General features: G+C 36.0%; 20 protein-coding genes. 3 read left to right on the forward strand and 17 right to left on the reverse strand.

Annotation, left to right across the window (positions count from 1 at the left end; all coding sequences use genetic code 11):
• Positions 1-100: 100 nt before the first annotated feature.
• The 9 genes from EG339_RS23090 to EG339_RS23130 form a co-directional block, all read right to left on the reverse strand.
• Positions 101-895, reverse strand: a complete 795-nt coding sequence (locus tag EG339_RS23090) for a thymidylate synthase (RefSeq protein ID WP_123872407.1) — start codon at positions 893-895, stop codon at positions 101-103.
• Positions 896-1019: 124 nt separating this feature from the next.
• Positions 1020-1670 (reverse strand): hypothetical protein, encoded by a 651-nt coding sequence (locus EG339_RS23095; RefSeq protein WP_123872409.1) that lies wholly within the window; start codon positions 1668-1670, stop codon positions 1020-1022.
• Between the two features lie 16 nt (positions 1671-1686).
• The gene (locus tag EG339_RS23100) at positions 1687-2127 is read right to left on the reverse strand and encodes a hypothetical protein (RefSeq protein ID WP_123872411.1); all 441 of its coding nucleotides are present in this window, start codon (positions 2125-2127) and stop codon (positions 1687-1689) included.
• Between the two features lie 106 nt (positions 2128-2233).
• Complete coding sequence (locus EG339_RS23105) at positions 2234-3583, reverse strand: alpha-amylase family glycosyl hydrolase (RefSeq protein ID WP_123872413.1); 1350 nt, start codon at positions 3581-3583, stop codon at positions 2234-2236.
• Positions 3584-3770: 187 nt separating this feature from the next.
• A complete protein-coding gene (locus EG339_RS23110; protein ID WP_449384914.1) occupies positions 3771-4805 on the reverse strand; it encodes an ISAon1 family transposase in 1035 nt (344 codons plus the stop codon).
• Positions 4739-5083, reverse strand: a complete 345-nt coding sequence (locus EG339_RS24600) for an ISAon1 family transposase N-terminal region protein (protein WP_123871140.1) — start codon at positions 5081-5083, stop codon at positions 4739-4741. Before EG339_RS24600 ends, EG339_RS23110 begins: the two co-directional genes overlap by 67 nt.
• 142 nt (positions 5084-5225) lie before the next feature.
• Positions 5226-5819 (reverse strand): IS1096 element passenger TnpR family protein, encoded by a 594-nt coding sequence (locus EG339_RS23120; protein WP_066698813.1) that lies wholly within the window; start codon positions 5817-5819, stop codon positions 5226-5228.
• A gap of 134 nt (positions 5820-5953) precedes the next feature.
• Positions 5954-6985, reverse strand: coding sequence for a sensor histidine kinase (locus EG339_RS23125; RefSeq protein WP_123872415.1), 1032 nt, complete (start codon positions 6983-6985; stop codon positions 5954-5956).
• Positions 6986-7029: 44 nt separating this feature from the next.
• Positions 7030-7707, reverse strand: a complete 678-nt coding sequence (locus tag EG339_RS23130; protein WP_066698818.1) for a response regulator transcription factor — start codon at positions 7705-7707, stop codon at positions 7030-7032.
• 200 nt (positions 7708-7907) lie between these two features.
• On the opposite strand from EG339_RS23130, the gene EG339_RS23135 reads away from it, so the two are divergent.
• Both EG339_RS23135 and EG339_RS23140 read left to right on the forward strand, forming a co-directional pair.
• Entirely contained in the window at positions 7908-10547 is a 2640-nt protein-coding gene (locus EG339_RS23135; protein WP_123872416.1) for a TonB-dependent receptor plug domain-containing protein, read from the forward strand.
• A 33-nt stretch (positions 10548-10580) separates the two neighbouring features.
• Positions 10581-11771 (forward strand): hypothetical protein, encoded by a 1191-nt coding sequence (locus tag EG339_RS23140; RefSeq protein WP_123872418.1) that lies wholly within the window; start codon positions 10581-10583, stop codon positions 11769-11771.
• A gap of 81 nt (positions 11772-11852) precedes the next feature.
• Here EG339_RS23140 and EG339_RS23145 read toward each other — a convergent pair whose 3' ends face one another.
• The 5 genes from EG339_RS23145 to EG339_RS23165 form a co-directional block, all read right to left on the reverse strand.
• Positions 11853-12272, reverse strand: a complete 420-nt coding sequence (locus EG339_RS23145; RefSeq protein WP_123872420.1) for a hypothetical protein — start codon at positions 12270-12272, stop codon at positions 11853-11855.
• Between the two features lie 227 nt (positions 12273-12499).
• Positions 12500-13738 (reverse strand): amidohydrolase, encoded by a 1239-nt coding sequence (locus EG339_RS23150; protein WP_123872422.1) that lies wholly within the window; start codon positions 13736-13738, stop codon positions 12500-12502.
• A gap of 81 nt (positions 13739-13819) precedes the next feature.
• A complete protein-coding gene (locus EG339_RS23155) occupies positions 13820-14665 on the reverse strand; it encodes a helix-turn-helix domain-containing protein (RefSeq protein ID WP_123872424.1) in 846 nt (281 codons plus the stop codon).
• A gap of 371 nt (positions 14666-15036) precedes the next feature.
• Positions 15037-15708, reverse strand: coding sequence for an ankyrin repeat domain-containing protein (locus EG339_RS23160; RefSeq protein ID WP_123872426.1), 672 nt, complete (start codon positions 15706-15708; stop codon positions 15037-15039).
• A gap of 12 nt (positions 15709-15720) precedes the next feature.
• Positions 15721-17055, reverse strand: coding sequence for an amidohydrolase (locus tag EG339_RS23165; RefSeq protein WP_123872428.1), 1335 nt, complete (start codon positions 17053-17055; stop codon positions 15721-15723).
• Between the two features lie 229 nt (positions 17056-17284).
• On the opposite strand from EG339_RS23165, the gene EG339_RS23170 reads away from it, so the two are divergent.
• The gene (locus EG339_RS23170) at positions 17285-17638 is read left to right on the forward strand and encodes a hypothetical protein (RefSeq protein WP_123872429.1); all 354 of its coding nucleotides are present in this window, start codon (positions 17285-17287) and stop codon (positions 17636-17638) included.
• 52 nt (positions 17639-17690) lie between these two features.
• Here EG339_RS23170 and hemL read toward each other — a convergent pair whose 3' ends face one another.
• From hemL to EG339_RS23185, 3 genes are all read right to left on the reverse strand, one after another.
• Positions 17691-18980 (reverse strand): glutamate-1-semialdehyde 2,1-aminomutase, encoded by a 1290-nt coding sequence (gene hemL / locus EG339_RS23175; protein ID WP_123872430.1) that lies wholly within the window; start codon positions 18978-18980, stop codon positions 17691-17693.
• Between the two features lie 77 nt (positions 18981-19057).
• Positions 19058-20116: a glucosaminidase domain-containing protein gene (locus EG339_RS23180; RefSeq protein ID WP_123872431.1), complete on the reverse strand. Its 1059-nt coding sequence runs from the start codon at positions 20114-20116 to the stop codon at positions 19058-19060.
• Between the two features lie 15 nt (positions 20117-20131).
• On the reverse strand, positions 20132-21040 hold the full coding sequence (locus tag EG339_RS23185) for a 1-aminocyclopropane-1-carboxylate deaminase/D-cysteine desulfhydrase (protein ID WP_123872432.1): 909 nt from the start codon (positions 21038-21040) through the stop codon (positions 20132-20134).
• Positions 21041-21263 lie beyond the last annotated feature (223 nt).

Genomic DNA, 21263 nt, shown 5'->3' on the forward strand with positions numbered 1-21263 from the left:
TTATTTTTTCAAAATCTGTGGATAGCATATGATGCTCACAAACTTCAAAAATAATAGAAATCTGTTAATTACAAAAGATAATAAAGAAGCAGGTATGATATTAAATTGCTACAGGCGCTTTAATTCCTGGATGTGGATTATAATTTTCCAATGTAAAATCTTCAAAATCGAAATCGAAGATATTTTTAACTTCAGGATTCAGCTTCATGGCAGGAAGTGGTCTTGTCTCTCTTGAAAGCTGTCTGTTTACCTGTTCAAAATGATTGTTGTAAATATGAACATCTCCAAAACTGTGAACATAATCTCCTACCTCGAGGTCACAAACCTGTGCAACCATCATCAGTAACAACGCATAGCTCGCAATATTGAAAGGAACGCCAAGGAAGACATCTGCGCTTCTCTGATAAAGCTGTAATGATAGTTTTCCGTCTGCTACATAAAACTGGAATAATGCATGACAAGGTGCCAGTGCCATATTAGGGATCTCAGCTACATTCCATGCGGAAACAATCAGCCTTCTTGAATCCGGGTTCTTTTTAATCTGATCAATTACTTCTGTGATCTGATCCACAACTTTTCCGTCTGCTCCGTGCCAGCTTCTCCACTGTGCTCCGTAAACAGGTCCTAAATCACCATTTTCATCTGCCCATTCATCCCAGATGCTTACTCCGTTATCTTTAAGGTATTTGATATTGGTATCTCCTTTAAGGAACCAAAGCAATTCATAAATAATGGATTTTAAATGTACTTTTTTAGTAGTTACCAATGGAAATCCTTTAGAAAGATCATATCTTAACTGATACCCGAATACACTTCTTGTACCGGTGCCGGTTCTATCGGTTTTATCAGTTCCGTTGTCTAAAATATGCTGTAAAAGATCCAGGTAATTCTGCATTTTGAAAAGGGATTTATGGGTCAAATTTAGTAAAAAAAAAGCATCCTGCCTATGGATGCTTGTTATAAAATGTATAGCTGTTTTCTATGAAATAAGTCTATATTCTACATATCCAGACTATTAATTACAAAACGGAAACGCTAATTTTTTCACTGTTCCCGTTAATTGATTTCAATTGGCCATATCTGTTTTTATCAATGAATTTATCATTTGAATATTCCAGTCTCACGGGGCCAAATTTTATAAGCTTCTGGAATTTACTTTCATCAATAATATCTTTTGTTCCATAATCTATAGAAATATCTCCTATTGTTTTCAGTTTGCCCATCCTGCTATTATCTATCACATCATTGGGCCAGTAATCTATGCTGAGGTCTCCTATTTTCTTTGCTTTACCTGCTTTTTCTTCGGTAAAAGCAGAGTCTTCCCAATAGTCTATAGAAATATTTCCTATGCTTTTAAGCTTACCTGCTTTTTCGCTTGTAAATGCAGAGTCATCCCAGTAGTCTATTTTAACATTCCCTATGCTTTTAAGCTTTCCATATTTAATTTTATCAAAAATCTGATTATCATAATACTCAAGCTTACCATTGAGATCCGGGGCATTAAAATCAGAAATTGATCCGTCACCATTCAATGTGATTACAAAACCGTTTACCGTAAGTTTTACCGTTTCCAGATCATATGTTCTTGAGGAAACTGTGGCCCTAACCTGTGCATTGATGGCCAAACTGCCTAATAAAAAGGCGAAGAGGAGTAAATTTTTAAATTTCATATTATTATAGATTGATTTACCAAATATATTCAATATCCTGATTGATATTGTTGATGGTAAAGCTATCTCCCATTTTCTTGCCAAACATTGCTTTTACTAAAGGAGATTCTGCAGATACAGTCATAATCTTTTGGTTTTCAAAAATAATTTCTCCTATGGAAGCTGAAACATAGAATAATCCTTTATTGGTTTTCACCAAAGCACCATTCTGAACTTTCTCAGAAGGCTCTGATGTTATCTTTTGCAAAGCCCCTTGCTGGTTCAGCACTTCATTAAGCTGCCTTTGCAGATTATTAATTTCCTGCTGAAGCATTTCCCTTCCGGTTTCGTATTTATCTCCCATTGAACTTTTGGTGTCGTTATTGGAAGCGCGTGTTTCTGCGATCAGATTTTCGAAATACTGGATTTTGCCTGTTAATTTCGCTCTAACTATGTTTATTATTTCCTGTTTGTTCATTGTAATGCTATTGTATTGGGAATAGAGAAAACCACCTCATCAAAATCTGCGATTTTAGTATCCCGCCAGCAGCAGGAATCACGTTTAATAAATTCTAATTGAGGTTTTATTTTTCAAATACTGCATACTCTGAAACTTTGAAATTGAAATCCTTACCTTCATCAAAGTTTCTTTTTGTTTTTTCGAAAACATTCCTGAAAGTTCCCGACAGGTTCCCGTCTTCAATATTAAAACTGACAGGTTCTTTTGACATATTTAAAACAACCAGCACTTCGTCTTTTCCATTTTTCCTTACATAGACAAGAATTTTGTCATTCGCTGTTGTATTCAGCAAATAAGTGGTTACATTCGGATCACCACCTCTTAAAGCAGGGTTGGAAGATTTTAAATCCAATAATGTTTTATAGAAATCGGCAACCTGGTAGGTTTTGGTCCATTTTATCGGGTCTTTCTCGAAAAATTCGAGTCTTTTCATATTGGGGAGCTCCTGGCCTGAGTACAATAACGGAACGCCATTCCATGTAGCTGAAAATACAGCCATAGGTTTTGCAATAACTGCATATTTTTCATATTCTGTACCATTCCATGAGTTTTCATCATGATTGGCGGTAAACCATGCTCTCATTGACTGATCTCCGATATTGGAATATTGTATCAGTAAATCTTTAAGTTCCTGAAGTGGTTCGTTCTTTTTATAGTAATCTGCAGATTTATGCATCCATTTCCAGGAATAACTGGCATCAAAAACTTTTCCATACTCCGGACTTTCCAGTTCATCAAATTCTCCTAACCAGAAAAGTGGTTTTATTTTTTCTACTTCCGGGCGTGCCTGCTCCCAGAAATCTACTTCCACCCATGATGCAAGGTCACATCTGAAACCGTCAATATCAGTTTCCGTTACCCAGAATTTCATAGCATCAATCATAGCCTTACGCATTTCCTGATTTTTATAATCCAGTTCAATAATATCATCCATTCCGGAAGCCATATGGAATTTTCCATCGGCATCTTTCAGGTAAAATTCTGGATGTGTTTTTGTCCATACATGATCCCAGCCTGTGTGATTGGCTACCCAGTCTATAATCACTTTAAAACCCAGCCTGTGAGCTTCATTCACCATTGCTTTGAAATCCTCCATTGTCCCGAATTCCGGATTGATGGAGGTATAATCTGCAGCAGCATAAGGACTTCCCAGACTTCCTTTTTTATTTTGCTGGGCAATGGGAGTAATAGGCATAAACCAAAGGGTCTTCACGCCCATCGCTTTCAGTCGGGGCATTTCTTTTGCAAATGCTTTGAAAGTTCCTTCCTGGGTATATTGTCTGATATTTACTTCGTAGATATTAGTATTGTGTTTCCAATCTTTTGGCAGTTCTGTCATCCTTCTTGTATTTTTTTGAGTGGTACAGGAAACAATTCCCAGACCAATTACGGTTAATAAAATTAATTTCTTCATTAATCTATTTTTAACAAAAATAAGGATTGTTTTTCAGGGAAGGGCCTGAAATGGAAAATTACGGGTGGTATTTTGAAATAATTTAGACTATCAAAAGAATATTTGGATCATTAAGATTCTCAAGAGGATAAAAAAATCAGAGAAGAGCTAAGGCTATTAAAAAAGGATCAAGCGCAAAAGTTGGGGGCTAGGCAAAAAGTTTAGCTAATCTGAAGATAAAAAAGGTTCTGTCTTTTACTCCTCTGAGCTGCATTCTGAAGTTTTTTATTTTCGCATTGAAAGATTCAGCAGCAGCATTGGTGCTTCTTTGATCAAAGTAGTTGAGAATATTTCTATAATGATTCATTATTGTTTTTCTTAAGGTAGAAAAAGATTTAAAATCTGCTTCTTCCACATTTCTAAACCAATGGGCCAGTTTAGTCATTGCTACAGATTTCGAAATATTCTGGTTATAAATTTTTCTAAGTCCATCAGTCAATTCATATGCCTGTTCCAGATCAGGATACTGGGTAAAAAGGATCGAAGCTCTTTGTTTCTGGGACAGAGTCCATTTCTCACGGCTTTTATATAGTAAATACCTGCTTCTTGCCAGGAGCTGTTTCCGGGTATCTCCGTTTGCAAAAACTTCTGTTTCAGCTGAGTGACTGTTAAAAGGATTGTTTTCCATTTCAATAGCCTCCCAGCGATGCCTGATCCTGATCTCCTGAAGGGCCTCTATGGACAGCTTCTGAACATGAAAACGATCAATAACCTGTACTGCATCAGGAAAGCAGCGTTGGGCAATACGCTTCATGGAACCCGCCATATCCAATGTAATTTCGTTTACCTTCATCCGAAGTTTTCTGCTGATCTTCAAAAGATGTGTGATGACAAAATCACTTTGGGTACCTTTTATCATAGCAACAATACTTCCTTTTCTCCCTTTTGCTTTTTTGGAGGTAAGAACGGTATAAAGTTCTCCATCAGATAATGCTACTTCGTCTAAAGATAAGGAGGCTGAGACATTTTCAGGGTAAATGATCCAGTCCTCTGCGTGCGGTTTTTGTTCCCAGCTATGATATTCGCTGAGCTTATTCTTGTATTGCCTCTGGAAGCTCTTGCCTTTGATCCCGAAAAATTCTGCTATAACTTTTAGGGGAAGAGCTTTAGTGTCTGCTAATTTTTTTTTAAGAAGCCTGCTAAATCCTTTGTCATGCGTGTGCCTTTCGCTACAAGCTGCCAGTCTCTCTGAAGGATCTCACCGGAGGATTTATCTGTCCATCTTCTTCTTTTCACATGGAGCTTTACGATTTTACCCCGTAATGGATAATCATCTACAATGATTTCAGGTAAAAAGCCCTTGGATTCAAATCTCCTTTCTTTAAATTCATGGGGAATACTGTTTCTTTCTTCAAAATAAATATGAAGTTCTGCATCATGAGTTTCTGCTTTGAGGATATCAAAGTGCTCTACTAAAAATTCCGGAAGTAATAATTTAAGAAGGTCGTGATCGCTTAACATGATGCAAAGATAAAACTACTTAACATTCCCCCCAACTTTTGAGACTGAGCCTTAAAAAATACCAGAGGAACAGATCATTTTATTTTTCAATAAAAAGCCCCGGACTAAAAGTCCGGGGCTTTATTCTTTATGTATCTAGATCTTATCTTTCGTCGTCATTGTCATCCTCATCATCAAAGACATCGTCATTGTAGTCTTCTTCTTCCTCGTCATCGAAACTGTCGTCTTCATCTACAAAATTTCCTCCTGCAACGAAATCATCATCAAAACCGAACTCATCATCTACCAATGGCAATGCTGATTTCTTCTTCCCTCCTGAATTTCCGTTTTTGCTGGGAGCCTTCAATGGAACATTTCCAAATCGGTATACTGTGATCGGGTAGTTTACTCCTTTTGTTTCCTCAATCACTTCTACAAGCTCACAGAAGAATTCCCAAAGATCAAGAAGCCCGTACTGGAACTGTGCTTTGTCACCTACATTTTCAAAAGCCTCATCAATGTAAACATCTGACATGATCTCGCCATCACCATCATCACTCATATCTTCCAATGGGACACTTTTTACGATCGTTCCGTCATCTTCCAACAGATTAAAAGTAGAAAGCTCATCTCCCTGCAGACTGAATGCACTTTTAATTCCTAAATGTAAGTTCCATAACGTTTGTTTTCCCTTAACTTCAACATCACGGAAAATATCCTCTTTCGCATCTAATATTACGCGGATTTTGTAAACCATATCAGTTTCTTAAATTACTTTTTTGCCTTTATAATTATGATAAATCTCTGGTGCAAATATATAATAAATGACATGTGACAAAAAAATATTTCAGGATTTTTTAAAATATTTTTTTTTCTTACATTTTGCCGGAATTATTTACTTTTTTCGAGCATAAAACTGAATTTCGTTCCTTCAAGATAAACGCTTTCTACGGTAATGTTTTCGTTATGAGCCTCAAGGATATGTTTTACAATGGCAAGTCCTAATCCGGAACCGCCTTCCCTTCTGCTTCTGCTGGTTTCCACACGGTAAAAACGTTCGAAGATTCTTGGAAGGATTTCAGATTTAATTCCCATTCCGTTATCAATAACTTCAATCAGTACTTTATTTTTTAAAATACTGGTCTTAACAATCACTTTTGCTTCCTGTCTGTTGGCATAGTGAATGGCATTGGAAATAAGGTTAATAAAGACCTGGGAGATCTTTTGTTTATCGGCCTCTACAAAAATCTGTGGGTGCAGGGTCTGGATCTGTAATGTGGTATTATGTTTTTCGGCTTCAAATTCCAGGAGATCAAAGATCTCTTTAATCAGCAGGTTAACATCAAATTTGGAAATGGTAAGGTTAATTTCTCCGGCTTCAAGCCTGTTAATCATATCAAGATCTGTAACGATGGCAATAAGCCTTTCTACAGATTTATCAATTCGCTCAAGGTATTTATCACGAATGGTAAGATTATCCACTCCTCCATCTCTTAAGGTTTCAACGTAACCTTGTATAGAAAATAACGGTGTTTTAAGTTCATGGGAAACGTTACCGATGTATTCTTTACGGTAACTTTCCATTTCCTTCATCATATCAATTTCGGTAGCTCTCTGCTGATTAAGGTCTGAAAATCTTTCTCCTAATTCTTTAATGGTTATATTTTCATCATTATCATGAACCATTTCCTGAGGGAGGATTCCGGAAAGTCCTTTCACCTGCTTCCTTCCGTAATAATTAAAGAGCAGCTCCAATACTACACAGTTGATAATAAAGATCAGGACAATACAGATTAAAAGACCCGTCTTAAATAAAGGGGTCTCATAATAAATATCTTTAAGTGAATCGAAAACGATCCCTAACAACAGCATCACCAATGTCAACAGACAAGAGGCGACAAGCGTAAGTCTGTAAAATTTCAATTTTACAACGTTTTAAAATTGTACTTTAAGTAGGTTGGTAAGGATTAAACAATAAGTTTATATCCAATTCCTTTTAAGGTCTGAATTGTATTAATTCCTAACTTTTCTCTTAATCTTCTGATGTGAACGTCAATAGTTCTTTCTCCTACAATAACGTCATTACCCCAGACTTTTTCAAGAATTTCTTCTCTTTTGAATACTTTTTCAGTATTGGAAGCCAGAAGATAAAGTAAGTCAAATTCTTTTTTAGGAAGGAGAAACTGTTGTCCGCTTTTGGAAACTCTAAAGTTATCTTTATCTATAACAAGGTCACCAATTTCGATTAATTTGGCATTATCAGAAACCTGAGAGGTTAATTGCAGTAATGCATTTACTTTAGAGATCAGAATTTTCGGTTTAATCAGTTTTACCACATAATCATTGGCTCCTGCCTGGAATCCTGCGAGCTGAGAGAATTCTTCACTCCTTGCAGAAAGAAAAACAATCAATGTCTTTTGAAGTTCTTTTACTTTACGAAGTTCCTGACAGGTTTCGATACCATCTTTTTCAGGCATCATTACATCCAGCAGAATAAGGTCAGGAATAATTTCCTTTGCTTTTTCTATTCCTTCATTACCGTTAGTAGCGGTATAGATATCATATCCTTCTTTTTCCAGGTTGTAAGACAGAATCTCTAAAATGTCCAGTTCGTCGTCTATTAAGAGTATTTTCTTTTGACTCATTTCAAATTTTTACTGTTTCAAAGTTAATCATTTTTGAATGATAGATTAACAAATTAATTATCGTTCATATAAAGTTAACAATAATGTCTTTTTATTAATGTTTAGTTAAAAAAAAATTAAATTTTACTAAACCATTTACCCCATCAATCTTTTATTCCTTTGCACCGAAAGAAATCTAGTAATAAAGACAAGTAAAGAGAATGAAAATTAATAAACTTAGCATTGCGGTCTTATTTTTATCCGGATCTGTATTCTACGCGCAGGAAACGAAGCAGGATACAGTAGCGAAGGAGAAAAAAATTGAAGGCGTAGTAATCCAAGGAAGCAGTAACAAGAAAACTGAGACTGCGGTATTAGGAGAACAGAAGAAAGCGATTATTCAGAAACAGGCTGTAAGTGCTGAAGAGATTTCCAGAAAAGGGATCTCCAATGTAGAGCAAGGGCTTACGAAGGTAACAGGGATCACTACGGTAGAAGGAAGGGGTCTTTTCGTAAGAGGTCTTGAAGAGCGATACAACTATTTATTAATTAACGGTCTTGGTTCACCATCCAACAACCCTTTCCAGAAGATCATTGCCTTAAAGCAGTTTCCAACGGATGTTGTAGGTAAGCTGAACATCTACAAGACTTTCAACTCCAACCTTTACGGAGATTTTGCAGGAGCTACTTTTGATATTGAAACCCTTACGATTGATAAGCCTTTCACTAAGGTAGAATTCAGTGTAGGAGTAAATACTTTGAGTACTTTCAGAGATAATTTTAAAGTGGCTGAGGGTGCAGAAGGAATGAATGGATATCTTGGTTTGAACTCCAGAGACAGAAGGCTTCCAAGCGAAATCAGAAATGCAAGACCTAATAACTACAGGTTTACGGCTAATGAATCACTGAACTCTTTTAAAGATTCATGGAATGTCAATAATGTAAAAGCAATGCCTAATACAAGTATTGGGTTTACAACTGTACAGAAAATTAAAGCTGGTGAAACTGGGAATTTAGGAATTCTATTTTCATTAAATCAGGGTACAAAGTTCGAATATAAGGAAGGAGATAATAACCAATTTAGAGCACAAGGTTCTACTCTTATTGATAATATGAACTTCCTTACCCGCAAGCAATATAATTTCCAAACAGAATCTTCTATTTTGCTTGGCCTAGGTTATAAAAACAGGGGAACAAATGTTAACTTAAATGCCATTTATCTACAGAATACCAATAATATCATTGAAGATAATTTTGGGTACAAAGATCAACAGGTTCAAAATAAAGAGACTGGCTTTTTCAGAACAAATCAATTAGATATTTCCAGATTTTTAGATTTGCAACTTACTGCATCTCAGAAAATCACTGACAGACATCAACTGAAAGGAGGGATCAGCTATGTAATTAATAACTATAGCCAGCCAGATCGTAAAATTTTAGATGGAAACAGGGCTGACAATAATGGTAAAATGCTTCCTGATGGTCAGTTACTGATGAAATATGGAGGTAACAATCTTATTCGACAATACCTTGATGTTAACTCAAGGTTTTATGGATCTGCATATGCTGAATATCAATTATTTCTAGGTGAAAAAGGTGAAAGAAAAGATTATCCTATACAAATCACTGCCGGATATAACGGTTTTACCGATTTCAGAAAGACATCTTATCGATTTATCTTTGGACGTCCTGCAACTGACTTCAATCCAAATTTTGTAGCCGATATAGATAAGCCTCAAAACTTATTTGATGCCTCTATAAGAAAGGGAGACTTGTTTTACCAGGAAGGGTCAGATATCTCTCAATTCTTTAACAGCTTCTATCAAATTATTAATGCTGGTTATGCCAATGTTAATTTTAAACCAAATGATTCTTGGGACATATTATTGGGAGCAAGATATGAGCATGATATGACTCTTATCCGTTATTCTGAGCAAAGTGCTAAATATAAAACGAATGTAGAAAAAGTCAAAGATTTTATTTTACCATCACTTTCTATTAAAAAGGCAATTGATACTAAAAATAATGTGAGATTTTCATTTAGTAAAACCGTTACTAGGCCAATACTTATTGAAACGATGCCTATTAAATACATCAGCCCGGATAACGTAAATATTGTTGGTAATGAAAATATACAAAATAGTGAAAACTATAATTTTGATTTAAAATGGGAATATTTTCCTACCAACAAGGAAATGTTTGCTGTAAATCTTTTTGCCAAGCGTATTAAGAATGCTATTGAACGTTCATTAGTTGCGTCGGGAGATGCTACCGGATCCACAATTACATTCTACAATGCTAAAAAAGCAGAAATATTCGGGGTGGAACTTGAAGGTATTTTAAATCTGGGTAGAATTTCAGAAGCCTTAAATAAATTTACTTTAGGTGCTAATGCTACTTTCATGTATTCTAATGTAGAAAGGAGTGAGGACCAGCTTAAGATGGAAGAACCTACATGGTTTCAGACTACAGGAGAAAAATTACGAAAAAGAGGCTTGCAAGGAGCTGCTCCATATACGATCAATGCCGATTTAAAGTATGAATTTAAAAACCGAAATAACCTTTCACAAACATTCTCTTTAGTATATAATGTTTCCGGCAGTAAAATCTATGCCACTGGAGGAGCTGGTACAGATAACTATTATGAAAAACCTTTCCATCAGTTGGATTTTGTTTATCAGAATCAGTTGACAAAGAATTGGAATGTGAAATTCGGAGTACAAAACATTCTTAACAATAAATACAGAATCCTACTTGGTGATAAAAACTATGTTCCTCTTCAACTGGAGGAAAACAACAATACACTTATTAACTATTACAGAGGGGTAACATTTAATCTTACAGTAGGTTATACATTCTAAAAAATCAATTTAAATAAAGTAAAAAAGTATAAAATGAAAAGAAGAGTATTATCATTATTATCATTAACAGCAGTTTTAACACTATCTCTAAACTCATGTACCATAGAAGTAAATGATGGTCTTGGTGAAACAGTTGTTACTCCTGGTGTAACTGATTTAGAGGGAATTATCAGTAAGGATACCGTATTCAAAAAAGGAAATTATAAACTGAAAGGTGTTGTAAAAGTTATGAATGGAGCTACACTTACTATTGAAGCAGGAGCTACCTTCACTGTAGACACTTCCGTTACAAGTGGATTAGTAGTTCTTCAAGATGGTAAAATTAATGCTGTAGGTACTGCTGCAGATCCAATTGTATTTACAACTGCAACAAAAATGCCTGGTGACTGGGGAGGTATTACATTATATGGAAATGCCCCAATCAAAGCTGTAAATGGGAACACTTCTGCTTTATCTGAAGACGGTAACAACGTTAAATATGGAGGAAATGATGCAGCTTCTAATTCTGGAGTAATGAAGTTTGTACGTGTAGAATATGCAGGTAAAAAGATTGGAGACGGAACTTCTGAAACCAATTCTATGACATTCTATGCGGTAGGAACAGGAACTGTATTAGAGAATCTTGTTACTTACAAAGGAACTGATGACGGATATGAGTTCTTTGGAGGTACTGTAAGTGCAAAAAATCTTGTTTCTTATGGTAACTATGACGATTCTTTTGACTGGCAGGATGCATGGAGCGGACAAGACAATACCAACTGGTACGCATTTCAAACAGGAACAGGTAACTTCGGGATGGAAATTGAAGCTTCAGGTAACGTAGATAATACAGCTCCTAAAATTTCAAATATTACATTGATCAGAAATACCAACACAAACCCTGAATCTGCAAACTCTGCTGAAATTTCAGCAATTCAATTTAAAAAACAAGGTACTGGTATTTTCTCTAATGTATATATCAGTGGATATAAAAATATTGGTTCTCAAAAAGCTTACGCTGTATTAATTCAGGATGATGCAACCAATACAAGCCAAGTAGCTAACGGAAAAGTAAAAGTAGAACCTCTTACTTATCTTAACTCTGATAATGCAGGCGTTTGGGGATATGCTCAAACAAATGGTGGTAAAACATTCACCAATACTGCAACTGTAACAAAAGTATCTCTGGTTCCGGGAGCTTGGGCTACCGTAGATGGAGTAAATCTTTTAGCAGCTTTACAATAACTAGTTTCTTCATTTCACATAAAAAACCATCAGAATCTTTCTGATGGTTTTTTGTTCTTGCCATTATCATGTAATTAAACCTTAATATTCATAGCCGTTCATAAGTATTATTCTCCTTATTTTATGCCTTACAGGTTGGATAAAAGCTTTATTATTTTTAGTTTTTAATAATAGCTGTACAATATCTTGATTCACCTCATCCATTTCAACAATAAAATCCACGCATAAATTTAACCAATAGTTTTGCTGATGATCAATTAATTCTTCAAGAATTAACTGTATCGGGAAAATATCAGAAAGTAAAATGCTTCCTGATTGAGTTACAGTTTTGAGCTGTGGAACTGAAGTTTCTATATTTTCAAAAATGATATAAAACGGTACTCCATAAAAGGAATCTAAAACAATTTCTCTTATTGCACCTTTACGAATTATTCTCCAACTCTTTCCCAGATAGTAACACCTATATTCCTGTTCCGGAATGACAATTATTTTCTGCTCCATTATATATCAAAAAATTAAACAATTCTGTTCTATATCAATCAATAAACTATAAGACATAATATAGTTTTTTTCTTTGTTGGATTCTATTTTAAAAACGTTCATAATTATCTATAACATTTACTAAAATAATTAAAATCAACAAAGGTTAGTAACAAAAACAACCACCGGAAAATTCCGGTGGCTGATTCACAAAAAACAAGTGTATAAAAAATATATATACATTCAGTTTAATTTCTCCAGAACAGATTCCCGTGATGCATCAGGGCTTGTATTTTAGACATTCTGGAAACGGCTTCTGCTGAACATGAAGCATCTGCTAAAACCACAGCAGCTTCATCATCCGCTTTTGGCCATTGTTGTTTCCCTTTTTCGTCCAGAGGAAGAATATTTTGGGTAGCAAACTGTAATGACCTTGACAAGGCAAATTCAGTAGCATATCCATATAGTTCCGCAATCAGATTGGCTTTCTGCAACATGCTTCCGGATCCGAAAGTACTCCAGAAATCCTGTACATTGTCATTTCCTATCAGAACATTTACACCATGTTTTTTCAACGTTGGAATAGGCATAATAGTCTTCTTGAATGGCACTGAGGAAGCTATTCCTACTTTTCCGGCAGCCAGTCTTTCTGAGATTTCCTCTGTTTCTTTAGGAGATAGATGAGCCAGGGCAAAGGCATGGCTTACAAAAGTTTTTCCCTGAAGCACAGGGTTTTCAATTGCTTTATCAATCAGATAATTGATGGTCTTCATTCCGGACTCTCCTGCTTCATGCAGGTGAATATCAATGCCTTTATGATGATCCAGTGCCAGCTGTACTGTAAAGTCTATTACTTTTTCAATACTTCCGTCAATACTTTGCGGATCTAATCCACCAACAAAAGCAACACTATCTAATTTTACAGCTTCTTTCATTAAAGAAGCTGATTCTGTGTAATACAGGCCATGCTGGGGGAAGGCAACCAGCTCTGCATTAAATGAATCCTTTTTATTTTGAAGCGCCTGTTCTAAATTTTCCAATGATTTTAATCCCGAAGTAGGATCAATATTGAAATGGGTTCTCACAAAATGAGTTCCGTAATGCTGTAACAGACTGATTAGCTGTTCTGCTCTGTCCAATGAAGTTTTTAACAGTTCAGGAATAATTTGCTGTTCATAAGCAATCATATCCTTCACACTTTTTCTTTTGGGTGAAAGTGCCTGCCAGGGAAGGCCATATAACGTTTTATCCAAATGGATGTGCATATCCCTGAAAGCAGGGAGCATCAGATATCCTTTCGCATCAATAGCTTCGGAAGCAGGATCATTGGCCTTTACCGATTTAATTTTCCCATTTTCAATCCCGATACTGAAAAGATCTGTTTTTGTTCCGATAACCTCTTCATTTTCATATTCAAAACCTGTTTCCAGGCGTACATTTTTAAGGGAATAGTTTCCTTTCGCAGTTAATTGATAGGGAAATTGCATGTTTTTAATATTTTAACGCTACAAAATTACACCGGCTTCTTCTGAAAACCGGTGTATCAATTATGTCTTGTTTTGTATAAATTATTCCTTGAACTGAGACGGGGTCATTCCCGTCTGCATTTTAAAGAATTTCGAAAAACTGGCATGGTCATAGAACCCAAGGTCATACACAATATCTTTTACAGACATTTCCGAAACTTTTAAAAGGCGTTTGGCCTCCAGTAAAATACGGTCCTGAATAAGAGAGGATGCAGAAGCATTGAGGTTCTTTTTACAGACAATATTCAGATAATTGGCAGAAATATTCAGCTTATCAGCATAAAAAGAAACAGATCTTTCCGTTCTGAAATGTTCATCAATCAGATTTAAAAATTTGGAGATAATAGGATTTGAATGGTACACTTCAAAATCCTTAAATGCCCCTTCTACCGTTTTACTTACCAATAACCCGATGAGCTCGCTTCTTTTCTGAATCAGTTCCCAAAAAACCTTGTCACCAATCAATTCTTTCTGAATGGCCTGAAATTCATATAAAAATACTTTAAACACCTCTTCGGACAGATTAATAACGGGATGATTCTGATAATAGGAAGCTGAAAACCTCAACGATGGCAAAAAACTTTCAAACCAATCCCTGCTGATCATCAATTGATAGCCTATCGTTTCTTTTTCAATTACCCATTGATGTACCTGATCCGGAAAAACAAGATGTATCTGGTGATCTTTCACCTCATATTTCGTAAAATCTATGGTATGAGAACCTACTCCGTGCTCAAAAAGGTTGATAATAAAAAAATCGTGTTTATGGGGATCATCAATAGAGCGTGCTCCGTAGAGTTCGTTAAACAGTAAATTACAGCCCTTAAGCTGGTTCTCGCTAAACTCCTGAATTCCTAAAACGGGAAAATGATCTGTATGATAACTCACGCTACCTGAATTTCTCTTAAAATTAATAAAATTTATGAGAAAAAATTAAAATAACCACAAAAGAAACAAATGTTTTCAATCATCCTCTACAAAATACAGCTTCCCCTTTTCTTCAACACAGAGAATGATTTTGAATTCAACGCTGCCTTAAAAGAAAATTATTTCAAAACAGAGTAATAAAACATTTGTAACCTTTGTGGCTAAAACACCAACTAAATTATATATCTAAATTTTCTACGTTGTTAATGTTGGAAAATCGCAATGGCGCGAAGATTTTATCTATGATACTGTTTTTAAGGCTCAAAGATTTTATCTCTGATAAAATTGAATACTGTTGATTGATGACAGTCTTGATCTTCCCAACGTTATTTTTATGATTTCAAAATCTGAACTATTTCTTTAAAACCTAATACCTCTGCATGTTGTAAAGGTGTTTTACCATCATGGTCGGGAATTGTGAGATCTGCTCTATGATCTTTCAGAACCTGTACAATTTCCTGGTATTTCTGACTTCCATCTCCAAGAATTACGGCTTCCATTAAAGCTGTCCAGCCTAATTTGTTCACATGGTTGATAGGAAATCCTTCTGTTTTCACCAATACTTTCACAGTTTCTACATATCCACGTTCACATGCCGGAATTAAAGCTGTTCCGTTGTAACGGTTGAATACATCAAAGCGGGCACCATTTTTCAGGTATAATTTTACCAGCTCCGTTTGTCCGCTTGCTCCGGCATATAAAAATGCACTGTCCAGCTGATTGTCCTGAAGATTGACATCTGCTTTATAGGATACCAATAGTTTAGCCATTTCGGACAGCTTCTCCATTGTCGCAATCAATAGTAAAGAACGTCCTTTTCTGTCTCGCGTATTTACATCTGCTCCGTTTTCCAGAGCAGATTTTACAGCAGAAACATCATTATTTTTCACCTTACTGATGAGGTCTCTTTCCTGCATAATCTCTTCATTTGGAAAAACACCGGATTTCTCCTGACAGGCACTCAAACTTCCGAATGCTAAAAGAAATACCAATATTTTCTTCATTGTAGGTTGAATTTAAAAAACTATATTCCCCTCATGCACCAATGATTCTACATTGGAGATTCTTGATACAGCTTCTGCAGAACAGCTTGCATTCAACAGAACAAAATCTGCTTTATCCCCTGTTTTAGGCCATTGCTGAGTTCCTTTATCATCCAGCGGAAGAATATTTCCTGTGGCCAGCTTTAAGCTTCTTGATAATAAAAACTCTGTTGAATATCCATACAGTTGCGCCATCAAATTGGCCTTCTGAAGTACACTTCCGGTGCCGAAAGTATTCCAATGATCTACAATACTGTCATTTCCCGTTAATACTGTTACATTATGCTTATATAAGGTTGGAATTGGCATAATCAGCTTTCCGAAAGGAATGGTTGAAACAACCCCGATTTGAGCTGCTGCCAGTTTTTCAGCAATTTCTTCCTGCCTTGCTTCATCCAATTTTGCCAGGATAAAACAATGGCTCAGGTATGTTTTTCCTTTTAAAGAAGGGTTCTCATTTACTTTTTTAATTAAATATTCTACGGTTTTTAATCCCGAATCTCCGGTTTCATGCAAGTGAATATCTATTCCCTTTTTATTATCCAGCGCTAATTGAACCGTGAAGTCCATTACTTTTTCAATATTACCATCTACATTGAAAGGATCTACTCCACCAATAAAATCAATATCCATTCCTGCAGCTTCCTTCAGATAGGGTGCGGAGTCTGTATAAAATACACCATGCTGTGGAAAAGCCACCAATTCTGCCCCGAAGCTTTTCTTTTTATTGTTTAAAGCTTTCTGTAGATTTTTTAATGACTGAAGTTTCGAGGTAGGCTCAATATTCACATGACTTCTGGCAAAGGATGTTCCTTTTGACTGTAATAATTCAATCATTTTTTCAGCTTTGAAAGTTGAATTTTTCAGCATTTCCGGAAGCATTTTCTGCTCCAGGGCTATCATCCCCTTTACTCCACCTGTTCTTTTTCTTACCGCCTGCCATTTATCTCCGTAAAAAGTCTTATCCAGATGAATGTGCATATCTTTAAAAGCAGGAAGCATCAGTAATCCTTTAGCATCTATAGCTTTTGCATTAGGCTGGTTAGGTGCGATCTTAGAAATTTTCCCGTTTTCAATTTCCACATAAAACAGCTCTGTCTTGGTAGCAGAAACTTCCCCGTCTTCATATTCAAAACCGGTTTCCAGACGAATATTTTTAAGGGTTAACTTTCCAATTGGTGAAACATTTTTCTCATTCCCAAAAGGGGATGCTGTCATGATATTCGGTATTAAAGTTAATCCTGCCATTGCCAATGCTGAATTTCTGATAAAATCCTTGCGGGAGATATTATTGTCTGAAGTCGTCATTTCCAATCTATTTATGACAAAATTAAAAAGAAGTGTTCTGAAAAAAGTGTATGGTTTATTACAAAATCTGTATCATTTATATGTTCTTTACCTCGGTTTTTTATTACAGTATATGATTCAGTATTTCCCTTATGTTGCCAGCATATTTATTTCACTATAAATAAACTTATATGAAACAATTGAACCTGTATTCATTTTTAGATTAAGATTATCTTTGCAAAAAGATTATATGAAGAAATTTATAAGTTTTGTTTTGATCGGATTCTCATCTCTTTTATTTGCACAGACAGGAATTAATACTGAAAGCCCTAAAGCTACCCTTGATGTTACTGCCAAAAAAGATATTCTAACTATTGCAGGATTACTTCCGCCAAGATTAACCCGTGCAGAACTTACTGCAAAAGGAAATACTTTATATGGAAAAGACCAGGACGGTGCCATTATCTATATTACAGATGCTAATGGTGGAGATAAACTAAGCCAGAGAGAATATATTGAAAGTAAAGGACTCTATATCTTTGATGCTGATGCAGCCAATAATGAGGGACGATGGATGTGCCTGTTCTGCTATGGTCTTGCTTAATTGGCTTTAAATAAACAAAAAAGACTGCCTTTCCCGGCAGTCTCTTTTTATCTTATAAATTGGAATATTTAAATTTTCTAACAGCTTCCAGTGTCATATCAATTTCTTTTTCTTTGATTGCATCACTGATGAAGTAGGTTTCATAGCCGCTTGGCGGCAGATACACTCCATTCTGAAGCATCTGATGGAAAAAGTTATTAAACAGAGAATGATTAGCCTCCTGTGCCTCATCAAAATTGGAAACTCTGTTCGTGTGGAAGAATACAGACATCATAGAGCCCTTTCTGTTAATCTTGTGGGCAATTCCTTTTTCATTTAAAATCTTACCAATCTCAATATCTAAGGTTTGCGTTGTCTTGCTTAATCTGTTGAAGAACTCAGGGTCGTTTTTAATCAGCTGAAGTGTTTTTAATCCAGCTCTCATTGCCAGTGGATTTCCACTTAATGTTCCAGCCTGGTATACTCCACCTTTTGGAGCCAGGTGGTCCATAATTTCGTTTCTTCCTGCAAAAGCTCCTACCGGAAGTCCACCTCCGATTACTTTTCCATATGTTACCAGATCAGCTTTTACATTAAAAAGTTCCTGTGCTCCACCGAATGCTAACCTGAAACCGGTCATCACTTCATCAAAGATTAATAAAGCTCCATTTTCATCACAGATTTTTCTTAATTTTTGTAAGAAATCATTTTCAGGTAATACACATCCCATGTTTCCGGCAACCGGCTCAATAATGATGGCTGCAATTTGGCCTTGGTTATGACGGAACAGATCTTCAACCTGCTCAATATCATTGTAACGTGCCAATAAAGTATCCTTTGCCGTACCTTCAGTTACTCCCGGGGAATTTGGATTTCCGAAAGTAGCCGCTCCGCTTCCTGCTTTAATAAGGAATGAATCTGAATGCCCGTGATAGCAACCTTCAAACTTCACGATCTTATCTCTTCCCGTATATCCTCTTGCCAGTCTGATCGCACTCATACAGGCTTCTGTTCCTGAAGATACCATTCTGATCTGATCGATATTCGGAACATTTTCAACGATGAATTTTGCAATTTCAGTTTCCAGTTCTGTAGGAGCTCCAAAGGAGAATCCTTTTTCTGCCTGGATTTTCAGTTCCTCCAGTACTTCCGGATGAGTGTGTCCTAAAATAGCAGGTCCCCATGAGTTGATGTAATCGATATACGTATTATTATCGGCATCAGTAAGGTAAGCACCTTTTGCTGATTTCATAAAAACAGGAACACCTCCTACTGATTTGAATGCTCTTACCGGAGAATTCACCCCTCCCGGGATGTATTTGTAGGCTTCATCAAACAAAGCCGAACTTCTTTGATACTTCATATATATATTTGTCATTAGTTGACAGTTGCGGGTTGGCAGTTAAGTGTCAACAATAAACTCTCAACAGAAAAAATTAATTAGTTTCTTGGTTTTTTATCAATCAGATAAATCAGCTGTCCTGCAGAAGGCTGTTGTCCTTCATCCATTCTGTTTTTAGCATATAATTTATGTAATTTGATTCCGAACTTCTGGGCAATGGCATGCATATCTTCACCAGATGCCGCTTTATAAGTGGCTGTATTTCCTGAGGAATTCTTCGATTCAAGGAAGACAATATCATTTTTCTTCAATGTTTCGCTTTCCAGTTCATTCCATTTCATCAGACGGCTTTCGCTGACCTTGAATTTATTGGCTATGAATTTAACATCGGTATCTTCAGGAATTACAATATATTTCAGCCCGTCGTTAGGATGACTTTTGATGAGAATGGAATTCAGAATCTCAGCTTTTGTCTTAATTCTCTCCACTCTTTTCTGCTGCTGCGCATAAGAGGTTTGTTTGTATGGAACTTCTACTGTTAACGGCTCTTTGGCTTTCTTTATTGCCTTTCCGGGTTCCAGCTGTGCCATGAAAGTTCTGTCGTCTTTCAGGTCCGGATACATTTTAAGAACGGCATACAGTACTTCATTAGAATTAGTGTTGTCATATTCGTATAATCTGTACTTTTCAATTTTGCCAATTAGAATGGATGCATAACGCGGATTAGTAGCATATCCTGCTTTTTTTAAGCCATACGCCCATGCCCTGTAATCCTTCATATCCAGTTTGAAAAGGTTTGCGTAATATTTTCTGGTGGATAAAAATATAGAATGGTCTTCATAAGACTGTCTTGGGTCATCATATACGCGGAAACATTCGTTAGGAGCATCGTCCGTATGCTTCATCGTTTTACCGGTCCAGTCTTCTTTACATTTTATTCCGAAGTGGTTTTTACCTTCCTGTGCCAATCTGCTCTGCCCGCCTCCTGTTTCAAGAAGTCCCTGAGCAAGGGTAATAGAGGCCGGAATTTTATATTTTTCCATTTCCTCTACTGCATATTTAGCAAATTTCTGGATGTATTGATCTTCGGTTGCCCAGCTTTGGGCAGAAAATTTTGATAAAACTAAAAGGCTTATGGATAGGAAAAGTCTTTTCATGTTTTTCAATTTTACTTATATAATTAAATTTCTATTCTGTTTTTCTAAAAGCAGATTAGCCCCCTCAATCCCTTGTAATCCACCAGTATGAAAGCACAAAATTCTGCTGTTTTCAGGAAAGTAACCTTCTTCAATGAGTTCAAAAACCTTCTGCATCATCTTTCCTGTATAAATCGGTTCCAGAGGAATGTCGTATTTCTCTTTAAAATCATTGATAAAACGGATATTTTCATCACTTATTTTACCATAACCTCCAAAACATGAATCTATTAGATTAAAATTCTGTTTCAAAGTTAATTCAAAAATTTTATTTTCAAGTGAAGCATCATCAACAACCTTAAATCCTATAACTTTCTGATTATCTTCACAAAATTTTGAAATTCCGGCAATGGTTCCTCCCGTCCCAACTGCAGTGCAAAGATAGTCAAAATCTTTGGTATGCTCATTGAGCATCATTTTTACCCCTTCCACAGCTTCTTTATTGGTACCACCTTCAGGAACTACCAGAGCCTCAGGAAACTCCTGCTGCAGGAATTCTGTCAGTTTTTCTTTATGCCGATATTCTTCACGGGTGACAAATTTCAGGTTCATTCCGTTTCTTTTTGCAAAAAGTAAAGTGGGATTGTCCCGCCATTTGTGCTGCAACTCCTCTCCCCTTATAATACCTAACGTTGGAATACCTGCTAAATTTCCCACTGCAGAAACAGCTGCAATATGATTGGAAAAAGCACCGCCAAACGTGATGATATAAGGTTTCTCAGGGTTTCCTTCCAGATAACGGTTAACATTATAAAACAACTTCCAGTATTTATTACCAGAAATTTGAGGATGGATAAGATCTTCTCTCTTGATATAGAGCTTTATATTTTTATGAATCGGGATTTCCTGAATGGGAATGGGTTCTGTAGGGAATTGTAATAGCATTTCAGTTTTTTAGGCTACTCATGGTTTATAAATGCAAAAATAATAAAAGATTAATTATTGGATTTTGTAGTGTTGGCCACAGATTCTCACAAATGATTGCTTTGTAATACTAAGCTGGATATAATTGCGTAATCTATGAAATTATTGATAATGTTGTGTTGAATTTCAGGTTTTGGATAAAGTCATGGAATTTAAAAATTCTATTTATTGAGCGGGCTATATT

Origin of the sequence: Chryseobacterium bernardetii (genome assembly GCF_003815975.1) — a bacterium.
GTDB lineage: Bacteria > Bacteroidota > Bacteroidia > Flavobacteriales > Weeksellaceae > Chryseobacterium > Chryseobacterium bernardetii.